The 18791-nt window shown below is 35.3% G+C and carries 17 protein-coding genes and 1 pseudogene; 11 read left to right on the plus strand and 7 right to left on the minus strand.

All coding sequences use genetic code 11. From position 1 onward, the window contains the following. The first annotated feature begins 78 nt into the window (after positions 1-78). On the plus strand, positions 79-864 hold the full coding sequence (gene folP / locus NZ579_03705) for a dihydropteroate synthase (protein ID MCS7299055.1): 786 nt from the start codon (positions 79-81) through the stop codon (positions 862-864). 100 nt (positions 865-964) lie between these two features. Here folP and NZ579_03710 read toward each other — a convergent pair whose 3' ends face one another. From NZ579_03710 to NZ579_03720, 3 genes are read right to left on the minus strand one after another with little or no spacing between them, the layout of a single operon-like run. After that, the gene (locus NZ579_03710; protein MCS7299056.1) at positions 965-2410 is read right to left on the minus strand and encodes an NAD(P)(+) transhydrogenase (Re/Si-specific) subunit beta; all 1446 of its coding nucleotides are present in this window, start codon (positions 2408-2410) and stop codon (positions 965-967) included. Positions 2411-2421: 11 nt separating this feature from the next. Next, positions 2422-2715 (minus strand): NAD(P) transhydrogenase subunit alpha, encoded by a 294-nt coding sequence (locus NZ579_03715; GenBank protein MCS7299057.1) that lies wholly within the window; start codon positions 2713-2715, stop codon positions 2422-2424. Between the two features lie 9 nt (positions 2716-2724). After that, positions 2725-3873, minus strand: a complete 1149-nt coding sequence (locus NZ579_03720; GenBank protein MCS7299058.1) for a Re/Si-specific NAD(P)(+) transhydrogenase subunit alpha — start codon at positions 3871-3873, stop codon at positions 2725-2727. Between the two features lie 187 nt (positions 3874-4060). Here NZ579_03720 and NZ579_03725 point away from each other — a divergent pair, with 187 nt between their 5' ends. Then, on the plus strand, positions 4061-5692 hold the full coding sequence (locus NZ579_03725; GenBank protein ID MCS7299059.1) for a restriction endonuclease: 1632 nt from the start codon (positions 4061-4063) through the stop codon (positions 5690-5692). Here NZ579_03725 and NZ579_03730 read toward each other — a convergent pair. Both NZ579_03730 and NZ579_03735 read right to left on the minus strand, forming a co-directional pair. Continuing rightward, positions 5654-7090, minus strand: coding sequence for a sigma-54 dependent transcriptional regulator (locus NZ579_03730; protein ID MCS7299060.1), 1437 nt, complete (start codon positions 7088-7090; stop codon positions 5654-5656). The genes NZ579_03725 and NZ579_03730 overlap by 39 nt on opposite strands. A gap of 7 nt (positions 7091-7097) precedes the next feature. Next, a complete protein-coding gene (locus tag NZ579_03735) occupies positions 7098-7553 on the minus strand; it encodes a hypothetical protein (GenBank protein MCS7299061.1) in 456 nt (151 codons plus the stop codon). A 514-nt stretch (positions 7554-8067) separates the two neighbouring features. Between NZ579_03735 and rplD the strand changes: the two genes are divergently transcribed. Then, positions 8068-8706, plus strand: a complete 639-nt coding sequence (gene rplD / locus NZ579_03740; GenBank protein MCS7299062.1) for a 50S ribosomal protein L4 — start codon at positions 8068-8070, stop codon at positions 8704-8706. A 16-nt stretch (positions 8707-8722) separates the two neighbouring features. Beyond that, positions 8723-9631, plus strand: coding sequence for a polyamine aminopropyltransferase (speE, locus tag NZ579_03745; protein MCS7299063.1), 909 nt, complete (start codon positions 8723-8725; stop codon positions 9629-9631). A gap of 322 nt (positions 9632-9953) precedes the next feature. On the opposite strand, the gene NZ579_03750 is transcribed toward speE, so the two are convergent. Beyond that, complete coding sequence (locus NZ579_03750; protein MCS7299064.1) at positions 9954-11456, minus strand: hypothetical protein; 1503 nt, start codon at positions 11454-11456, stop codon at positions 9954-9956. A 470-nt stretch (positions 11457-11926) separates the two neighbouring features. Here NZ579_03750 and frr point away from each other — a divergent pair, with 470 nt between their 5' ends. The 5 genes and pseudogenes from frr (at position 11927) to NZ579_03775 (ending at position 14893) form a co-directional block, all read left to right on the plus strand. After that, on the plus strand, positions 11927-12517 hold the full coding sequence (gene frr, locus NZ579_03755) for a ribosome recycling factor (GenBank protein MCS7299065.1): 591 nt from the start codon (positions 11927-11929) through the stop codon (positions 12515-12517). Position 12518: 1 nt separating this feature from the next. Next, positions 12519-13253, plus strand: a complete 735-nt coding sequence (gene uppS / locus NZ579_03760) for a polyprenyl diphosphate synthase (GenBank protein ID MCS7299066.1) — start codon at positions 12519-12521, stop codon at positions 13251-13253. Positions 13254-13262: 9 nt separating this feature from the next. After that, positions 13263-13868 carry a dephospho-CoA kinase gene (gene coaE, locus NZ579_03765; GenBank protein MCS7299067.1) on the plus strand — a complete coding sequence of 202 codons (606 nt, stop codon included), beginning with the start codon at positions 13263-13265 and terminating at the stop codon, positions 13866-13868. Between the two features lie 33 nt (positions 13869-13901). Then, a complete protein-coding gene (locus NZ579_03770) occupies positions 13902-14630 on the plus strand; it encodes a ribonuclease HII (GenBank protein ID MCS7299068.1) in 729 nt (242 codons plus the stop codon). A 107-nt stretch (positions 14631-14737) separates the two neighbouring features. Further along, positions 14738-14893: pseudogene (locus tag NZ579_03775) on the plus strand (site-specific DNA-methyltransferase). Between the two features lie 85 nt (positions 14894-14978). Here NZ579_03775 and NZ579_03780 read toward each other — a convergent pair. Continuing rightward, positions 14979-15857, minus strand: coding sequence for a PstS family phosphate ABC transporter substrate-binding protein (locus tag NZ579_03780; protein ID MCS7299069.1), 879 nt, complete (start codon positions 15855-15857; stop codon positions 14979-14981). A gap of 159 nt (positions 15858-16016) precedes the next feature. Between NZ579_03780 and NZ579_03785 the strand changes: the two genes are divergently transcribed. Both NZ579_03785 and NZ579_03790 read left to right on the plus strand, forming a co-directional pair. Next, entirely contained in the window at positions 16017-17084 is a 1068-nt protein-coding gene (locus NZ579_03785) for a tetratricopeptide repeat protein (protein MCS7299070.1), read from the plus strand. Further along, positions 17068-18783: a DUF115 domain-containing protein gene (locus NZ579_03790; GenBank protein MCS7299071.1), complete on the plus strand. Its 1716-nt coding sequence runs from the start codon at positions 17068-17070 to the stop codon at positions 18781-18783. The genes NZ579_03785 and NZ579_03790 overlap by 17 nt, the downstream gene beginning before the upstream one ends. Positions 18784-18791: the final 8 nt, after the last annotated feature.

Genomic DNA, 18791 nt, shown 5'->3' on the forward strand with positions numbered 1-18791 from the left:
GTAAAATTTGTTTTCAAGCGTTTTATGAAACTCACAATAAGAGGCAGGGAATTCGATTTCAAGCATCACAAATATTGTATGGGGATTGTGAATATAACACCTGACTCGTTCTATCAAGGTAGTAGAGTAGATTTGAATAACTTGCTTGAGGTTGTGAGCAGAATGGTAGATGACGGAGTTGATATTCTGGATATAGGTGGTGAATCTACACGACCGGGTTCTGAACCTGTATCAGTTGAAGAAGAAATGGATAGAGTCATACCTGCAATAATTGAAGTGAGAAGAAATTTCCAAAATCTACCTATTTCCATTGATACATACAAATCAAAGGTTGCAGAAGTTGCCTTACATAACGGCGCAGATATTGTAAATGACATATCTTCTGGAACTTTTGATGATAATATGATTGAGGTTGTATCAAAGTATAACTGTCCTGTAATACTTATGCACATAAAGGGAACACCAAAAAACATGCAGGAAAACCCCGAATACAAGGATACTGTGAGAGAAATAAAAGATTTTCTAAACCATCGCATAGATGCTTACGAAAGTAAAGGCATAAGACCAGAAAATATAATAATTGACCCCGGAATAGGCTTTGGCAAAAAACTGGAACACAACCTAACAATAATAAGAAGACTAGCAGAGTTTAAACAACTTAAGAAACCTATACTCGTCGGATTATCAAGAAAGTCTATGATAGGTATGATACTCGGTGGAATACCACCAGAAGAGAGACTAACTGGAACTATAGCATTCAACACAATAGCACTCCTTAACGGAGCTTCTATTATCCGAGTGCACGATGTTAAAGAAGGAAAGCAAGTATGTAGAATAGTAGAAGAATACATAGGTAGAGTATAAAAACCTAACACTATAGGTTTGGATTAAACTACTTAAAATAATAGGTTTTTATGTTTTTCCTAAAAGATGTTGAATTGATGAAACAAATTTTAGTCCCAAACTAGGATTTTAACTCTTTATACTCTCTAACAATCTCGGAAAGACCAGGTTTTGCGTCAGCGAATAACATAAGTGTGTTGTCGTTTATGAATAGAGGGTTTGGTATTCCAGCAAAACCAGGAGCTAAACTTCGTTTTATCACTATTACAGTTTTTGCTTTATCAACATCAAGTATTGGCATACCATATATAGGAGTATCCTTTGCATCTCTTGCCATAGGATTGACAACATCATTAGCACCAACAACTATCGCAACATCAGTATCAGGTAGTAACTCATTTGACTCCTCCATAGTCTTTAGTTTGTCGTATGGTATATCAACTTCAGCGAGAAGAACATTCATATGTCCGGGCATTCTACCTGCAACTGGGTGGATAGCAAAATAAACTTCTTTACCATCCTTTGTAAGTTCGTTATACAAATCTCTCACAACTCCTTGCGCTTGGGCAACCGCAAGTCCGTATCCTGGAACAACAGCAACACTACTAGCATTATCAAGTATCATAGCAACTTCCTCTGGAGTAGTTGATTTAATTCTACCTTGGTAGAACGACTTATCATCCTTTACACTTGCCATTTCTGGTGGTGTTATGTTCCCAAGAAGTATTCCGTAGAAGTCTCTGTTCATTGACTTCGCCATAATCCTTGTGAGTATTAGTCCTGAAGCACCAACCAAAGCACCAACCATTATAAGTCCATGATTCAGGAATACAAAACCAAGCGTTCCAGCAGACAGTCCAGCATAAGATATGAAAAGAGATATAACAACTGGCATGTCCGCACCACCTACTGCAAGTGTTAGAGAAAGACCAAGAAGTGATGAAAGGATCAGTATTCCAAACATATAACTCAAATTGCTAGGGTCAAGCGTTAGAAGAACTCCGAAAACTATTATGCCAATTAGAAGCAAAAGATTTATAAAATTCTTTCCAGGTAATACGATCGGTCTTTCTGTTATGAGTTTCTGGAGTTTTGCAAATGCAACCATACTACCCCAGAATGTTATTGTTCCAACGAACATATCTAAAGCAACCGCACCGTGAAAATACATTGACTTCGTAGTTGCATCAAAAGGTAATTTCTCAACATTCGGTGGTAGTTTTCCTTTCAGAAACTCAACAATCGCAACCAAAGCGGATACTCCCCCACCAAAGCCATTCAGTATCGCAACGAACTGCGGTATCGCTCGCATATCAACAAGGTAAGCAGATAAAACACCTGCTACAGACGCTAAAATACCTGCAATTATTATAAGTTCGTAGGATATAATACCTTTGTATAGAAGAGTAGCAACAACCGCAACAGTCATTCCAAAAGCACTCAACCAATTACCTTTCCTTGCAGTCCTAGCAGATGTTAGAAGTTTCAGACCGAATATAAAAAATAAAACTGTGAAAAGATAAAAAACAGTTTGGTATTCAGTTGCTATATTTCTCAAAAAATCCATAACTTACCTCCCTACTGTTTTTTCTTTTTGTCGCTTTTAAACATAGCAAGCATTCTATCTGCGATGAAATATCCACCAACAACATTAACAGTCCCCATCACAAGGGCTATAACTGCTAGAACGGTCGTTAGTATTGTAGTTGCTGTTCCCGTAACTTCAATAGCACTAACAACCATAATTGAAGCCATAGCATGTGATGCAACAACAAGAGGAGTATGCAAAATAGGCGGAACTTTCGTTATTACTTCAAACCCTATTACCAGTGCCAAAACAAATAGAATTATCGCTGCAATTATAGGATCCATAAAAACCTCCTATGATTGACCTAATGCCTTTTTAACAAGTGGATGAACAACCTCTCCATCTTTCGTAACCAAAGTCCCAGATATTATTTCATCACTTAAGTCTATGTTAAGTTTTCCATCCTTCACAATTATAGACAGGAAGTTCTTTACATTATTTGAATACATCTGACTTGCGTGAACTGGAACTGTACTTGGTAAATTAACAAGACCTGCTATCTTTACGCCGTTATAGTCATATACCTCACCAGGTTTTGTTAATTCACAATTTCCTCCTTTCTCCGCTGCTAGATCTATTATCACACTACCCTTTTTCATTCTCTCAACCATTTCTTTCGTGATGAGTATAGGTGCTTTTTTACCTGGGACAGAAGCGGTTGAGATAACAACATCACTATACTCTAAAACTTTCATCATCATCTCTCTCTGTTTTTGGTAAAATTCTTCTGACATTGCTTTAGCATACCCAGATTTATCACTAGCATTCTGTGTCTCAAGCCCAAGTTCAATAAATTTACCACCTACACTTTGGACTTGCTCCTTAACCTCAGGTCTAACATCATACGCTTCAACAACTGCTCCGAGTCTCTTTGCTGTAGCAATCGCTTGAAGCCCCGCAACTCCAGCACCTATTACAAAAACCTTTGCGGACATGAGATTACCAGCAGCAGTCATAAACATAGGAAAAACCTTTGGCAGGAGTTCTCCTGCTATCAAAACTGCTTTGTATCCAGCTATTGTAGCCATTGAACTTAAAACATCCATACTCTGCGCTCTTGTTATTCTAGGAATAAGTTCTAAAGAGAAAGAGATAACACCCCTTTCAGCAAACATTTTAGCAATTTCGGGATTAGCAAGAGGTTCCGTCATACCAATTACAACCGTATCTTTCTTCATCTTCTGAATATCGGAAATATTGTTGGTATCAGCCCCTGGAGCTCTCACATAGGTTATGATACTAGAAGAATCAAGTATTTCGCTTCTACTGACTACTCTAGCACCAGCAGTTTCGTATTCTTGGTCTGAGTAATACGCGCCCTCACCAGCACCTTTTTCAACATAAACTTCTAAACCTAATTTTTTTATTGAGGATACAACTTGAGGTATTAGCGATACTCGCTTTTCATTAGGGAAAGTCTCTTTCATTACTCCTAGAATCATACAACTTACTCCTAACCACCGAAGTAATCGTAAGTTTAAATGAAGATGTTTGAGTATGTAAAATTTTACAATTGAGTCAACTGCAAAAAACTAACCTGGAATTCCAACTATCCGATTTTTACATTACAAAAGAATAGCAATCATAATTTATGATGTTATTTGAACAATACGAAAATTATTATAACTTATGGAACTCCTCATAGCATTACAGATAGCATTAATAATAGCAACGATAGGTTATTTCATTCTTAACTCTCTATCAAAGGACCAGCATAAGATAATCAATGAACTGAAGGACAAAGGTAATTACGAGGAAGCTCTAAAGAGACTTTTAAAGATGTTTCAGAGGAATAAGGATGATGTAAGGGTGATATATGAACTTGGTGAAGTCAATAGACTCCTAAAGAACAACCTTGAAGCAATCGGATATTACTTACAGCTTATAGAAAAGGATGCTTTCCCACCAATAACCACCAAAGGAGAAGTTTTGAAACAAGTAGGTCTCCTCTTCCTACAAGAAAAAAAAGTTCAAGAAGCATTTTACTATCTATACTATGCATCCTATTTTCTGCCAGCAGATAAGGATATCAATTACTCACTTTTTAGAATACTATTTGAAGAGGAAAACTTTCAATTAGCAGACACTTTCGGGCAGCGTGCTTTGCCATTCTACAATAAAGACCCTATATTCCTAACAGACTTTGGTGTAACAAAAATAGACCTAGGTAAGTATGGTGAAGCAATTGAGATCCTTGAGAAAGCACTAAGTTCTAAAAATGTCAAAACAAGAATTGCTCTAGGCTTTACATTAATCAAACTAGGTGGTTATAGAAGAGCGATAGACATACTAGCACCCATGCTTACCGAAGATAATATTCCTAGTTCTGCAGTCTATCTAATCTATAAGATGCTTGTTTATGCAAACATATATCTGAAAAACTTTAACGACACTATGAGATACTGGGATCAATTCCTCAGTTTTGCTACATCAAAAAATTTAGCGAGTGTGATAAGGGAAATTGGATTTGGAATATTTATGACATACCTCTATTTCTCAAAATATGAGAGTGCTAAGTCAACACTGGAAACACTCAAGGAATATGATATAAGTGATGCAGTTGTCAATGCTGTCTCAACATTCATAGACGAAGCAATAAAAAATATTAACCTTAAGAAGGAGATGAAACCCTACGACTTGAAAGCAATAAAGGAAATTGATAACTATGTAAATTCTTGGTTAAACTCCTCATTGAGAGCAAGGGAGATAGTAGATGCTCTATATCCCCGAAAGGAACAAAAAGAAAAGATTAATGTTGTTGAGATTATTAAAAAAGTTCAAGAAGAGATGAACTTACATAATCAGAAAATTAAGGATCTCATCAGTTCCTCTGCTGGCAGTGGGCTTTCACCCGAGGACGAAGCAGATGTATGCGATATGTTCACAAACCGGCTAGATGAAAAAACTTTCGCTTCAATATCTGAAGAGTTGGTCAAGGCTTTAGGGTTCAATATATTAAAAAAGATAGAAACTGAATCATTCCTTGAATCTGAAGGTGTAGATTATATATGCTCAAGATCCAAAGAAAAAGATAGATACTACGTAGCCGTAAGAAGATGGGGTTCCAACGAAATAGGCAAAATAGCGATAGTTGATATAAACCAGAAGTCAATTGAGAATAATTGTGAGAAGGTTATGATAATTTCATCATCACCTCTCACTAACGAAGCACAAGATTATGTAGAAAAAAACAGTAGAATAGAATTCAAGACCTGCAAGGAGCTAGCCGGAATAATCAAGGCTGTTATCTCTTCTGTTTAATCCGTATTTTTCCATTTTTGATATTAATGTTTTTCTAGTAATTCCTAGTATTCTAGACGCTCTTGATTTGTTGCCGTTAACAAACTTTAAAGTTTCCTCAATAACATTCTTTTCAATCTCATCAAGACTTTTACCTATCTCTATAACTAGTATATGCTTTTGGGGATCAAGGAAGTTCTGTTTCCTATCATAATGTTGAACAGTAAATACCTTTGGTGCCATGAGTTTGGTTCTGTAATGTGGAGGAATACATTCAGATTGTAAATACTCCTTATTGCATATTATAACTGAACTCTCTATAAAGTTTTGTAATTCTCTTACATTTCCAGGCCATGAGTAGTTCATAATTATATCCATAAGTTCATTAGATATACCATTTATTTTCTTGTTATAAGTTTCCGAATATAGTGATAGAAAATAGTTTGCTAAAACTGGAATATCAACTTTTCTTTGCCTCAAAGGTGGTATATGTATAGTTATTATGTTTATTCTATAGAACAAATCCTCTCTGAAACTACCTTTTCTCACATCTTCCTCTAGGTTTCTGTTGGTTGCAGCAATAATCCTAACATTTACCTTTATATCCTCCTCACCACCAACTCTTTGAAACTCCTTCTCTTGTAGGACTCTAAGTAAAGCCACCTGTAATTTAGGAGATACTTCTCCTATCTCATCAAGGAATATTGTTCCACCATCTGCCAGTTCAAACCTACCCTTTCTCCTATTCACTGCACCTGTGAATGCACCTTTTTCATGCCCAAATAACTCAGCTTCTAGTAGTGTTTCCGGAATGCTACCACAGTTTACCTTAATGAAAGGCCCCTCTCTTCTAGGACTTAAAGCATGAATAGCGTTCGCTATCAACTCCTTACCAGTCCCAGACTCTCCTGTAATCAAAACAGTAGCATCAGTTCCAGCAACTCTCCTTATCAAGTCTTTTATCTGCTTAATCTCCTCACTTTCGCCTATTATAGCGTCTAGATAATCTTTAGGCAACAAAGATTTTTGCTTGTTCTTCTCTATGAGACTTTTCCTTATATCTAATGCTTTCTCTACTGATGTAATGAGTTTATCAACATCAGGCGGCTTAAGAAAGTAATCAAAAGCACCCTGTTTCGTTAAATTGACTGCTTCTTCAACGGAACCATACGCAGTCAAAATTATCACTGGAAGGAATGGGTCTGTTTTGGAAACAATTTTTAGAAACTCATACCCATTCATATTAGGCATCTTTAAGTCAAGTATAACCAGATCTACTTTGTCAGTGTTTATTCTTCTTACACCCTCTTGTCCATCACTTGCTAGGATGACATTATAACCTTCAAGTTCAAAAATCGTTTTAATGCCCTCTCTTATCTTTTGTTCATCGTCTATTACTAGAATAGTTTCCTTTGGCATAATGAGACTAGTAGTCTTCAAATAAAGTAGGTATAGCACCTGATAGTTTATTATACTTCTCCATTAGGTCTGGATTCTCTTGTGAAAACTTCTGAAGCAGTTGATAGTTCTTAACAGAGTAGTTTTCAAACTCCTCAAGGTTTAAACCATACTTTGATAGTAGTTCTACCTTCTTCGTAGTTCTGTAGTTTTCCAGAATCTCCGATGAAATATTAGTCCCCGAAGACATAAGTTCTTTAGTCCAGAAATAATTACTTACAGTAAGTATGGCATTTAACTCCACAAATGTCCTTGGTGTTAGTGTGATCTTTTTAGGTTCTCTAGCTTCAGAGACTATACTGTTAAGTAAATTGCTAATTTCATCTTCTAGTTCCTTACCTACTTTGTCCTCCGATGTCTGACAACTTAAAATGAAAGTAACAACTATTATCACAAAATAACTAAAATTCCTTATGCTTCTCATACTTGTTGTTAATAATATACGAAAACACAAACCAGATTCAATTCTGTTTGCTAAAATCTTGTTATTCCTAAATCCAAAAGAACAGATAAAAATCTACATAACAGTGTTATTAGTGAAGTTAGATATTAAGTTGTTGATTCAAACTTGCCTAGCCTATTATATTTGAATTACCTGTATAAACAACCTATTGTTATGAACTTTCATCAATCAGTATATGACCTGATTATACTAAAATTCTCCTCATACATACCTATTGCAGTTATGTTTTTATTAACCCTATGAAATGAGATTACAAGATTAGTTAAAGAAGCAAAATTACGTAAGCGCACCGCATATCCCGTTGATGATATTGTCCAGTCATTAGTCATAGTAGGGTTTTAGAATTGAGATAATGGATTGATTGTCTAGATATGTTTCTACTCGTTTTCTACAGCCTCTAGTTTACGCTATTTGCGTAGAGTACTACATATCCCTCATAATTTACAGCACATCAATTTGCTTACTGGAGGATCAAATGGAGATAGAAGTTTTAGGGTTAGATGGTTCAGTGAAAAAGAAGATAAAAGTTGATGATAGGATATTCGGGCTTGAATATAACAATGACCTAGTTTATAAGGCTCTTATAGTAGAGTTGTCAAATGCTAGACAGGGAACTGCATCCACAAAAACCAGAGGAGAAGTAAGTGGCGGTGGAAGAAAACCTTGGAGACAGAAAGGAACAGGAAGAGCAAGACACGGTTCAATCAGGTCTCCGATATGGGTAGGTGGAGGTATCGCTCACGGTCCTAAACCTAGAGATTATTCAATGTCAATACCTAAAGCGATGAAAAGAAAAGCATACTTTACGATACTATCAGCAAAGACAAGAGATAAGGATCTATTGGTCGTTGAAGATTTCTCGCTTGACAGAATAAAAACAAAGGACTTTGTTAGCAAATTCTCAAAAATTCTTGCTAGACTAACAGGCGGTTATGGATTACTGATCCTACCATCTCACGATAAGAATATACACTTGTCTTCCAGAAACCTACCAAACCTAAAGGTTCTACCTTATAATCAGTTAAACATTAAGGATCTATTCTATTCAAACAAAGTCTTCTTCTTAGAGAGTGCTATAAAGAAATACGAAGAAATGTATCTACAGAAAGTTTAAGTTTGGTTTCCTTGCTATGTCCTACGAGAGCCAAATTAAATACTTTTTGAGAGATGATGAGGCAGTAGGGTTTAACTATGAGTTTGGAATTAAGGAGATAATATACAGAGAGAAGAGTAATTTTCAGCTAATTGAAATTGTTGATACCGTTCCTTTCGGCAGAGCACTCATAACAGATAGTATAGTAATGATAACGGAAATGGATGAATTCATATATCATGAAATGATGACACATGTTCCAATGAGTCTCGTTGAAAAACCTAGAAAAGTCTTGGTAATAGGTGGGGGAGATGGTGGTTGCGTTAGAGAACTTTCAAAGTATCCATCTCTTGAAAGAATAGACCTAGTTGAGATAGATGAGAGAATCATAGATATTACCCAGAAGTATATGAATACTTGGAAAGGTACAAACTTTAACATCCTAAACACTTACATAGAAGATGGTTTCAAATTCATTCAAAGGACTAACGAAAAGTATGATGTGATAATACTTGATATTACTGCACCTGTTGATATTGCGATTGATCTTTATTCAAAAACGAGTTTTGGAAGAGTAGTGTCAAGACTTACAGATGAAGGTGTTTTCGTAATACAATCTGAGTCAGTATTTATCACACCTAATGTGGCAAAGCACATTTTGAGACAGGTCAGGGATTTGGTTAGATTTTCATCCGTATATTCAGTTTACGTTCCATCCTTCATAAACCCTTGGAGTTTTGTTATAGGCTCAAAAGTCAACAAGCCTGATATACCAAAATATGAGAATATTGACTACTCAAAGGTCAAATTCTACACTAAAGAAATACATACCTCATCATTCGCATTACCGAAATTCTTAAAAGACTTCTTTGATAAAGAAGATGATGTAAAAAATTTACTTGATAGGAGTATTGTAAGAACACTACTAGGTCAAGAAGTAGGTTAAAATATCCTAGTTACGTTTAGCCAACCTAAAGATGTTTTGAATTTCTTTCTTAAGCCATCAGGAAAATGACAAATAGTGAGACTGTGAAGGGATAAAAAAATTAATTAAGGTTATCATGTTGAAAATGTTATCATATGTTAATTTTCATTAGTTCTAGACTTCAATGTGCTCAACTTGTACCAATGATATCGTAAAAACATTCAACCTAGATGAATGCCATTTAATCCTGACAGTGAAAACTAAATAATAGAGTCAATACTCTTGTAATGATAGAAGTTTGTATCCCCTCAGAGTTAGTCAAGGGGCAAAAGCCCCTTTGAGGTTAGAACCTTACTACTAGACTTAAACTACCTCCAAGCCCTCTCAATCCGAAATCCGGTATCATAGAAGAAGTAAATATACTTGAATCAAACTCGTTTCCGAATGTATCATAAGCCCTTATCCAATTATAGACTGGTATTGTATATTTGTATCCAGCATTTACTGATAATCCGACATATTTTGAGAATAAAAGTTCCAGAGTTAGACCTCCGGTGAAACCCAATGAGAATGTGGTGAGATAGAAGTCAAGGTAATACCACCACCATCCGATACTGCCAAGGTAGGTAAATGAACCTAGTAAATCAATTCCTACATACGGCTTTATTTTGAAGTTTCTCAAGTATATGGAGTAGTTAAATAGAATATCTAAAGTCAAAGTGAATGGTGATGCAAAAACAAGAGATATATCAACTTGTGGTTCAAAGAAAGCAAAACTACCATCATCTATTCCTGATATTCCTAAAACGAAAGCATTTCCATCTCTAAGCCTATTCCATTTGTCTTCAAAGTAGCTGATAAGGTATGGGTCTTGGGGAGGAGCATAGTCAATTTGTTGTAATCCAAAGAACAGCCTGAATATAAGACCTCTTCTAAGCGAGTCTGTCAATTGAACACCAAGTTTAGGGTCACCAAAGATTGGTATAACTTCACTGTAATCTTCTTTTGCATCAACTACTCTAACGAGTCCTGTAACTTCTCTCACAGTTCTGGTCTTCCCTCCTATCGTCAAAGTTTTAGTTTCCACGATATCAAGCTCAAGTCCAGGAGTGATATCAAAGTTTCTACCAAGTTCAGTGTATAATTTACCACCACTAGTATCAACTATGGTTGTATAGAGTTTGAATTTCTCTACTCCTCTCAACTGATATTTTATTTCTTGAAGCACTTCATCAACTGCCATAACTATTGTTTCTTCTCTTGTTAGATTCCTACCTCTTATACCAGTTATCATCTCAATTAACTGGCTACTCCTACCGGAAACTGTTTTTGTGATATCTATAACATGGAATATCTTACCTTCGGCAGGGTCAAAAAACTTCAGAGACAATCCTAAAGTGACAACATAAAATGACTCAAAACCTTCGTATCTTAGCTCTGCACCGAATGTTTTTATATTTGGTACAACTATCGTGTAAGAATTGACAAGTCGCTCTAGCATATCTGGTGTTAAAGTTATTGTACCCCACTTAGGATCAACAAACTTCTCTGCTTTTGTTATTTTTTGCTGTTGTAGTTCAGCCACTCTAGCCATGAACTTCTCAAGATTTCCCTCAGAAAACCTAAACTCAAAACCTTTAACATTGAACCTTTTCATCGTTGAGAAGAGATTAACTATACCATCATCAAGTTTATTAACTATGTTTGGTGGTATATCCCATGTATAGTATGATGCAAAGATTGATACATCCTGTTGTTCTGATATCTTTACATTACCTTTAGGTTGCGAAAAACCTAATACTGTTATGAAAGATATTATTGAAAAAACTACCAAAAGTTTTCTCATAGAAGCCTCCTTTTAAGACGATTACAATAATAATATTACCTAGAACAAGTTTCAAGTATTTTCAGAAGTTGTCAATAAAGTCTAAAATTTTTTGTGAGATGATTCATAAAATAGTTTAAGGTTATGGAGATGGATATTTTTAGTATATCACACCTATCGCTCCTCTGTTTTCTTTCTTTTCTCTTTCTTTTCAAAACAACACCAAAAGGAGGTGATATGATGTGAGGAGAGATGATATGCAACATATACGAGAGGACAAGAAGATTGTGAAATACCTTAACAGGTATCTAGAGAACAATGAAAACAGACTTGTAGTTATTTGCTAGAGCAACACTTGATAGGCACTAAAAGCATTAACTATACCCAAATAACTCTCAAATTTTGGAATTTATTGTCATTTTCACTGAAAACTTGAACTACAATTTGAGATTGGATTAAAATTTTCAAAATGTTAGGTTTAGGAGGCTCTTATGAAGGGTAAGGAAGAGGTTAAAAAAGAATTTAATTTTAACCAGATCAAAGAGGAGATGAAAAAGCATTTTGAAGAAAGCATTAATGTTTATAAAGAAGAACTTAAAAAGATAAGGACAGGCAGGGCTTCAACGCTTATAGTTGAGGATATCAAAGTTGATTACTACAATAGTCTAACCCCAATCAAGCAACTTGCTACAATATCTGTAAGTGATGCTTCAACTGTTGTTATCTCTCCTTGGGATAAAAGCGTTGTCAAAGCTATTGAGAAATCTCTGATGACATCAAATCTAGGATTGAGCATAAGCGTTGATGGCAACAACATAAGAGTTCATTTTCCACCTCTAACAGAAGAGAGGAAAAAAGAGATTATAAAGTATTTACACACCAAGTCAGAGGAAGCGAAAGTAGCAATAAGAAATGTAAGACATAAGTATCTTAAGATTGTGAGAGAGTCAAAAGATAGTGCGCATATCAGTGAAGACCTTGAAAAAAGATACGAACAAGAAATTGACAAAATAACCCACGAGTATATTGAAAAGATTGATAGTTTGACAAAAAGTAAAGAAAAAGAAATAATGGAAGTTTAGGATGAACTTTAAAGAAATTATTGAAAAGATTGATAAGAATAAGCTTCCAAAGCATATCGGTATAATAATGGATGGGAACGGAAGATGGGCTAGAATTAGAGGACTACCAAGAGTTGAGGGACACAAAGAAGGCTTAAAAGCACTAGAAAACCTACTTGAATTCAATAGATATTTGAGAGTAGAATACATAACTGTTTATGCGTTTTCAAAGGAAAACTGGCATAGAGACAAGGATGAAGTTGATTTTCTTATGTCAATGGCTCTAAAGGTTTTGAGAGATAAGATAGATGAGTTTAAGAGCAAAGGCATAAGGTTCATACATATAGGAGATACTGAAGGTATATCCCCTGAACTTGTTGAAATGATAAAAATTCTCGAAGATGCTACAAAGGGTGGTGACCTATACACATTGTGTGCTGCTTTTAACTACAGTGGTAGATATGAAATACTAAATGCTTTTAGAAGAATGATTACTGATTTTAGAGATGGTAAGATTGATGAAAATAGCATAAACGAGAGTATAATATCAAACTATATCTACCATCCCGAGATACCTGACATTGACCTCGTTATAAGGACAAGCGGTGAGCAGAGGATAAGTAATTTCATGCTATGGAGAGTTGCATATTCTGAGTTATACTTCACTGATGTTCTTTGGCCAGACTTTACACCAGATCACTTCGTTAAAGCAATAATAGATTACCAGTCAAGAGAGAGAAGATTTGGTAGAGTCTAGAGGTTTGATATGGGTAGAAGACCACTTATCCCAAGAATACCAAAAAGGTTTATAATAGGAATAACAGGTAAGATGATGTCAGGTAAGGATACTGTATGCAAAATCCTACAAGATAGGGGTTTTAAGATTATTGATGCTGACAAGATAGGGCATAAAACTCTTGAGATAAGGAAGGAAGAGATACTCAAGATGGTTGATAGAAACATTCTTGATGACAATGGAAGTATTGACAGAAAGAAGTTAGCAAATATAGTTTTCTCTGATCCTATGAAATTACAGATACTCAACAAACTTACGCACGGAACTATAAAAGAACTCATTAGGCTTGAGATAGAAAAGGACGGCTTTTACTGTATAAATGCCGCTCTACTTTTTGAGATAGGGTTAGATGAGTTTTGTAATCTAGTTGTTTATGTTGAAGCATCGGAGGATAATATAATCGCTAGATCAACAAGTAGAGGCTTTGATCCAGAAGATGTTAGGAGAAGAATAAAGTTCCAAAAAGCGCTTGAGGAAGTAAATGATATGGTAGATATAATTATCTACAACAACGGAACACTTGAAGAACTTAGGAATGAAGTTGAAGAAAAAATATTCTCAATAGTCAAGGTTTAATATTCATTGTCTTTATCAATCAATAAAGAGTTTATGAAAGAGTCAAGAAATCTAAATGATGATCTCAAAAAGTTGATAAACAATTTTGAGTATGTTGTTGGAGTGGATGAGGTTGGTAGGGGATGTATCGCTGGTCCTTTGGTTGTATGCGCAGTAGTTGTTAAACCTTCAACATATATAGAAGGAGTCAAAGACTCTAAATTACTCTCGCCCAAACAGAGAGAAAGCCTCTTATCCCTGATCGTTCAGAAAGTTGAAGATATAGGAATTGGTTTTTTATCAAACAAGTTCATAGATGATTTTGGAATAGGAATTTCAATTAGAATTGCTATTTTAGAAGCACTCTCAAATCTTAATAGAATACCTAAACTCATCATAACCGATTATGTGAATATAAAAAGTGAAACGGTTGAAAATTTTCTTAATAGTTCAAATCTTCCAACTAGCAAACTAAACAGATACAAGGAAATATATGGAAGGTTGAAGAAATTTGATTGGGCCACTCTATTCAAGGAACGGGATGATGAATGTATTTTTTACCTTAGTCTTAAGAAAGCAGATGTATTTATTCACTCAGTATCAATTGCGTCAGTAGTTGCAAAAGTTTTGAGAGACAGGTATATGAAACACATCTCTAGGAAGTATCCAGAATATCATTTTGATAGAAACAAGGGATACGGAACTAGGGAACATATAGAAGCCATTGAAATAAATGGAATATCCGATATTCATCGTTTATCTTTCAAATACTCCAAGTTCTAAACCAAAGAATTTAGCATAACTTCACATCCTGCGTGTAAGAATTTTAGAATTAGTTTAACTATGAGATTCTTTCTATAAAAGGATTTCTTAGTTGAAGGTGATGTCTGAAGGTTCATCCAACCCAAAAACCAATTGAACCTTTAAAGAGGGTAATACTTACCTCTACGAAGGAAGTAGATCTAATAATTGACCCTATGGCTGGCGTAGGAACTACAGGTTTTGTTGCTAAGATGCTTCACAGACATTTTATAGTGGAAAAGTAGAATGAACTAGGAAAAAGCTTAAAAAATTCATCGTTAATAGAAAGATAAATAAGAGAAGGGGGGATATCCCCCTTAGATAATGAGATTATAGACCAAGAGATTTTCTTATTTCTTGAACCTTCTTGCTAGGTATAGGATAGAAACCAACCTTATCTACGATACCTTGTCCTTCTTTTGAAAGTATCCAAGAGATATAAGCTTTTATCTCAGGTCTGTTAAACTGCTCTTCTGTGAGATAGATGTATAGATATCTTGAGATAGGATATAGTCCCTTAACAACATTATCCATAGATGGTTCATAGGCTTTTTCACCAGCCTTTGGAGAAACACTTATAGCCCTAGCACCCTTTAAGTATCCTATTCCTCCATAACCTATACCATACTTATCTCTTTTAACTGCATTAAGGACAGAAGCAGTTCCGGGCATGTTTTGAGCTAATGGGTCAAAGTCCTCATTCTGTAAGACATGCTCCTTAAAGTAAACATAAGTTCCAGAGTTATTCTCTCGGGAGTAGAGTTTTATAACCTTGTTATCCCAACCAAGTTCTGACCAGTTCTTAATCTTACCAGTGAATATCAGTTTTATAGTTTCCATATCTAGTTCCTTTATTGGGTTAGCAGAGTTGACATAGACTGCTAGACCATCAAGAGCAACTGGAACCTCTATTAGCTTAGCACCTGCACCTTCGATCTGTTGCTTCTCCTTATCTTTTATAGGTCTTGAAGAGTTTGCAATGTCGGTAGTTTTGTTTATCAGTGCTGCTATACCAGTTCCTGACCCACCTCCGGTAACCTGTATTACCACATCCTTATTCTTCTTCATATACACTTCTGCCCATCTCTGCCCAAGGATCACCATCGTATCTGATCCTTTGACAGTTATTGTTTTGCTTTGAGCAAGAGCAACCGGCGAAGTTGCAACAGTCAACGCAACTAACATTGAGATAATCTTAAAAATCTTCATACTTATCCTCCTTAAAAGATTTTCCTAAATTGTAAAGACATTATGTAAAGTGAATGTAAAATTACTTTCACTACATTGTAAAACACTGAAACATCAATTCTAAACATTAAGATTGTAAATTTATTCCGAAGATTATATAAGATACTTTAAGAGGCAGTTATGAGAAAGACCATTATATACAGTATTCTAGGACTAGTATTCGCAGGCTTAATTATCGCAAGTTTCTTAATATACAACGCTTACCGAGAAAACAACCAATACAATACTATCAGGAATAGGTTTGAGTTTGAACTGTATGAAGATGTTGTAAGAGACGGAACTAAATTTCTAGCAGATTATCCTAGAAGTAAGTATTATTATGAGGTTGAGTATTTTGTAGCATACAGTAGTTTCATGGTAGGAAGGTCAGAAAGTGCCAAAAGAAGAGTTATGAATCTAATATCAAAGTTTTTTAGCGAAAACAGAAACGATGAGATACTGACCAAAACGATAGAGTTATTGATTGACATATTGAAAGAAAGGAATGAAAGTATGAATCCAGAAATTGAGGAATACCTAAGGACTGCCTTGGTTAGAACAACGGACCAGAAAGTCAAAGAGAACATCCTAACTCAACTCGGATATATATACCTATACAGAAAAGATTATGACAATGCACTAATGTATTTTGAAAGGGCTAATAATGAATACTCTCAACTTGGCAAAGCCAGAGTCTATATTGACAAAGGTGACTACGAGTCTGCCTTTTATGTGTATGACAACTTCCTTAAGTATAATCCTAACAGCAAATATTACAAGTCAGTATATGATGCTTATGCTAAGCAGTTGTATGGATATGCTTCTAGACTGTTGAGGGACAAGGAATACTCAACTGCAGTCAGATATTACGAGAGAGTTCTACAGACTTTCCCAAACACTATCTACGAAGATGCAAGTCTTTACTGGCTCGGCGAGATATTTGCCATAAACAAACAGTATGATAAGGCTATTGAATTCTTTAACAGAGCGATGGTCAATGAACCAAAGAATAAGGATGAGGATGCTTTGTTTAAGAGAGGAGTTGTTCTATACTATGCCGGTAGGTTGGTAGATTCTGTTGCTAATTTCAAAAAATTCATTCTTGAATATCCTAACTCAAGGCTTGCAAATGAAGCAAAGAGATGGGTTGAAGTTCTAACAAGAGAGATACAATATTCCTACGAAACTGAGGATGAAGTTCCTGAATAACCTAAGACTTTCAGAACATTTGAAATCTAAAATTAGGTCGTTAGGCTCCCTTAAAAAACTAGAGTTCATAACATCAAAGTCTGGTGATAAAACCATCAGAAAGAATGGTATTTTAATCCATAGTGCCTATGATCCTGTCAGAGAAGCAGAAAATCTTGTAAAACAGTTACCTTTAGAAAAAGGTAATAGATATATATTCGTTCTTCTAGGATTAGGTCTAGGCTATCATCTAGAGATCTTGAAAAGAGAATTTCCTGAATCTGTTTTCATTCCAGTAGAACTGGATGAAGATATTTTAGTTGCGTTTATACAGAACAGGGACGATTTTGTAATTACTAGGTATAACAAGAATGACATATACTCTGTTTTGAACTTCGTTGATTTTGCTCTGATAAAGGATGTTAAGTTTATACAACTTCCAAGTCTGTATAGAATATACAGATCCGAATACGATGAAATCGGTAACGAGATAGCAAGAGTTGTAAAGGCAAAGTTTGCAGACTTACTAACAAGAATAAACTTTGATAAACTTTGGGTAAAGAATGTGCTTCTCAACATTCCGAGTATCTTAAAATACGGAAGTTTGTCAGAAGATACTCAAAGAGAATTCATTCTTGGAGTAAGAGACAAACCTTTTGTGATTGTTGGAGCAGGATATTCAGGTTTGCTTCTGTTTGACATAATCAAGAAGTATAGAGACAGATTTATTTTGTGTGCCGTTGATACGGTTTTGAAGTCTCTCTTGAGTTTTGGTATCACACCTGACATTATCTTTGCGCTTGACTCGCAGATAGCGAATATAAAAGACTTTTTTGGTATTAAAACAGAAGGTCTCACTCTATTTGCAGATGTAGTTGTCTCACCAGAACTTGTAAGAAACTTTAGGGGTAGAGTTCTTATAACAAAAACTTCTCACACAGAAGTGATAGGAGGAATTAAATTTGAGATCACGAACAGTGTAGTATCTTGGGTTGAGGAAATTTTGGGATACAGACTTTTAGGGCTTGAGAGTGGTGGATCGGTTATAACAAACTTGTTTCATCTATCACTCCTTCTAGGTGCAAATCCTATCATAATGATTGGTGTAGATTTAGGATTTCCATACCTTGTGTCTCACATTGTAGGAACACCTTCAAATGAACACTTCATTCTCAAAGGCAATGTATTCTCTACATCAGATACCATCTCTACGAATTATGTTTTGAAGGATTATATTAAAGCTGAAAGTGTGAACGGTGGGGAATGTATAACACACAAGATAATGGAGACATACAAACTCTGGTTTGATAGCGCTAGCGATACTTCAAACTTAAACAATGTCTATAATATATCAGACGGAGTCAAACTAAAGGGCATAAACAGTCTATCAACTAGTGATGGGAGAGAGTTTTTTGATTCGTTTTTTTCAAACAAACCTAGCATCTCAATAAAAACCATTGAACCAAAGAGTATAGACATTGATACTAGAAGAATTCTGAAGAATTTTAGCATTCTTAGTGAAGATTTGGAGTTTTTAATCAAAGACTTTTCGCAGGATAAGTTTAACCAAATGATACGTCAGTATCCTTTTTTGTCAAATGTCGTCAGCAAGACACTCTTCCCAGTTTATAGGGGCCAGAAAAGTTTTGAAGATGTTGTTGATGAAATAAAGAAAGATTTTGGTTATTTAGTCAACATTTTGAAAAACCTTCATCTATAAACTCTAGG

The sequence above is a fragment of the Spirochaetota bacterium genome (assembly GCA_025061835.1).
GTDB lineage: Bacteria > Spirochaetota > Brevinematia > DTOW01 > DTOW01 > SKYB106.

What these genes read in the sequence shown, in the direction of transcription:
- frr (MCS7299065.1), top strand. Translation starts at nt 11,927, where the DNA reads ATGAAGGGTAAGGAAGAGGTTAAAAAAGAATTTAATTTTAACCAGATC.
- NZ579_03780 (MCS7299069.1), bottom strand. Translation starts at nt 15,857, where the DNA reads ATGAAGATTTTTAAGATTATCTCAATGTTAGTTGCGTTGACTGTTGCA.
- folP (MCS7299055.1), top strand. Translation starts at nt 79, where the DNA reads ATGGGGATTGTGAATATAACACCTGACTCGTTCTATCAAGGTAGTAGA.
- uppS (MCS7299066.1), top strand. Translation starts at nt 12,519, where the DNA reads ATGAACTTTAAAGAAATTATTGAAAAGATTGATAAGAATAAGCTTCCA.
- NZ579_03710 (MCS7299056.1), bottom strand. Translation starts at nt 2,410, where the DNA reads ATGGATTTTTTGAGAAATATAGCAACTGAATACCAAACTGTTTTTTAT.
- NZ579_03720 (MCS7299058.1), bottom strand. Translation starts at nt 3,873, where the DNA reads ATGATTCTAGGAGTAATGAAAGAGACTTTCCCTAATGAAAAGCGAGTA.
- NZ579_03785 (MCS7299070.1), top strand. Translation starts at nt 16,017, where the DNA reads ATGAGAAAGACCATTATATACAGTATTCTAGGACTAGTATTCGCAGGC.
- NZ579_03750 (MCS7299064.1), bottom strand. Translation starts at nt 11,456, where the DNA reads ATGAGAAAACTTTTGGTAGTTTTTTCAATAATATCTTTCATAACAGTA.
- NZ579_03725 (MCS7299059.1), top strand. Translation starts at nt 4,061, where the DNA reads ATGGAACTCCTCATAGCATTACAGATAGCATTAATAATAGCAACGATA.
- NZ579_03735 (MCS7299061.1), bottom strand. Translation starts at nt 7,553, where the DNA reads ATGAGAAGCATAAGGAATTTTAGTTATTTTGTGATAATAGTTGTTACT.
- NZ579_03770 (MCS7299068.1), top strand. Translation starts at nt 13,902, where the DNA reads ATGAAAGAGTCAAGAAATCTAAATGATGATCTCAAAAAGTTGATAAAC.
- rplD (MCS7299062.1), top strand. Translation starts at nt 8,068, where the DNA reads ATGGAGATAGAAGTTTTAGGGTTAGATGGTTCAGTGAAAAAGAAGATA.
- NZ579_03790 (MCS7299071.1), top strand. Translation starts at nt 17,068, where the DNA reads ATGAAGTTCCTGAATAACCTAAGACTTTCAGAACATTTGAAATCTAAA.
- speE (MCS7299063.1), top strand. Translation starts at nt 8,723, where the DNA reads ATGTCCTACGAGAGCCAAATTAAATACTTTTTGAGAGATGATGAGGCA.
- NZ579_03715 (MCS7299057.1), bottom strand. Translation starts at nt 2,715, where the DNA reads ATGGATCCTATAATTGCAGCGATAATTCTATTTGTTTTGGCACTGGTA.
- NZ579_03730 (MCS7299060.1), bottom strand. Translation starts at nt 7,090, where the DNA reads ATGCCAAAGGAAACTATTCTAGTAATAGACGATGAACAAAAGATAAGA.
- coaE (MCS7299067.1), top strand. Translation starts at nt 13,263, where the DNA reads ATGGGTAGAAGACCACTTATCCCAAGAATACCAAAAAGGTTTATAATA.